Origin of the sequence: Polaromonas sp., from assembly GCF_018780625.1 — a bacterium.
Classification (GTDB): domain Bacteria; phylum Pseudomonadota; class Gammaproteobacteria; order Burkholderiales; family Burkholderiaceae_C; genus Polaromonas.
This window is the reverse complement of the sequence record NZ_JADMJK010000093.1, coordinates 1-1,701: the sequence shown is the minus strand read 5'-3', so window position 1 is coordinate 1,701 and position 1,701 is coordinate 1. Positions and strand designations below refer to the sequence as shown.

Sequence of the window (1,701 nt, the reverse complement as noted above, 5' to 3'; positions counted from 1 at the left end):
CCTGGGAGTCCCATGGCGCTGACAGGCGCACTGCGGCGTTGATGATGCCCACCATCGAGTAGGTCTGCGGGAAATTGCCCCACATTTCACCCGTGACCGGGTGCGTGTCTTCCGACAGCAGGCCCAGGTGGTTGCGCGCGGCCAGCATGGCGGCAAAGATCTCGCGCGCCTGGGCTTTGCGGCCAATCCGCGCCAGCGCGTCGATGCGCCAGAAGGTGCAGATGTTGAAGGCCGTTTCCGGCTTGCCAAAATCGTCGGGGGCTTCGTAGCGGCGCATATAGGGTCCGTCGCACAAATGGATTTCCAGGGCGTCGACGGTGGCCACAAAGCGCGGGTCCTTCGGGTCAATGAAGCCGACCTCGATCATCAGCAGCACGCTGGCATCCAGATCGCGGCCGCCAAAACTCTCGGCAAAGGCCTGGCGCTCTTCGCTCCAGGCCTCACGCAAAATGCGCTCCTGCATGCGCTGCGCATGGCCCTGCCAGTAGGCCGCACGTTCGGGCAGCGTCAGCACCCGCGCGATTTTTCCGAGCCGGTCGCAGGCGGCCCAGCACATCAGCGCCGACGAGGTGTGGACCCGGGCACGCGTGCGCAACTCCCACATGCCGGCGTCGGGCTGGTCGTAGGTGCGCGCGGCCTGCTCACCCACGTCTTCCAGCCGCTTGAACTCGGCCAGCCCGGCGCGGTGCAGCAGCCGCTGGTCATGAAAGGCCTGCGCCGCGCCCAGTACCACGTTGCCATACACGTCATGCTGAAAATGCTCCTGCGCCTGGTTGCCCACGCGCACCGGGCCCATGCCGCGGTAGCCGCTCAGGTGGTCCATCATGACTTCCGGCAGTTCACGCTCCAGGCCAATGCCGTACAGCGGCTGGATGTGCCCGCCCTTGGCCTGCACCACCACGTTGCTGAGCCAGCGCAGGTAGTCTTCCATGGTGCTGACCTCGGACAGGCTGTTGAGCGCGCGCACCACAAAAAACGCATCGCGCAGCCAGCAGTAGCGGTAGTCCCAGTTGCGCTGGCTGCCGGGCGCCTCGGGGATGCTGGTGGTCATGGCCGCCACGATGGCGCCGGTGTCCTCAAACAGCGACAGCTTGAGCGTGATGGCAGCGCGGATCACGGCCTCCTGCCACTCCAGCGGAATGTGCAGGCGCTGCGTCCACTGGCGCCAGTAGGCCACGGTTTCCTGCTCAAACAGCCGCGCCGTGTCGGCAATGCCGCCGGCCAGCGATTCGTCAGCGCCCAGCAAAAAGTCATGCGCGCGCGTCAGCACGAAGGGCTGTTTCGACAGCAGGTGCGACAGCGGTGCGTCGGTGCTGAGCCGCAGCGTCAGCGCGTCCCCCACGTAGCGCAGGTGGTTGCTGCCCTGCGTGATCAGGGGCTGGCGGCGGCCCCAGTCATAACGGATGTCGAGCGACACGCGAATGCGCGGCGCGCCGTGCAGGGGCCGCACCCGCCGCACCAGCGTCATGGGCTTGAAAAACCGCGCGCGGCTATAAAAGCGCGGTGCGAAGTCGGTGATCTCTATGCCTTGCCCGCTGTGGTCATACAGTTCGGTGTGCAGCACGGCGGTATTCGGTTCGTACCACTGCCTGGCGTGCGCGAAGTCCTCAATCTCAATGGCAAACGCGCTGGATGCGTCCGTGTCAGCCTGGCCAGGCGCCAGCAGGGCGTTGAACACCGGGTCGCCGTCAAAGCGTGGCA

1 protein-coding gene is annotated in these 1,701 nt (G+C 66.1%); it reads right to left on the bottom strand.

Going from position 1 to position 1,701, the window contains the following annotated elements; all coding sequences use genetic code 11:
* Positions 1–1,701 (bottom strand): glycoside hydrolase family 15 protein (locus IV091_RS08500; RefSeq protein WP_293467556.1); only part of this gene is annotated, 1,701 nt, incomplete at both ends.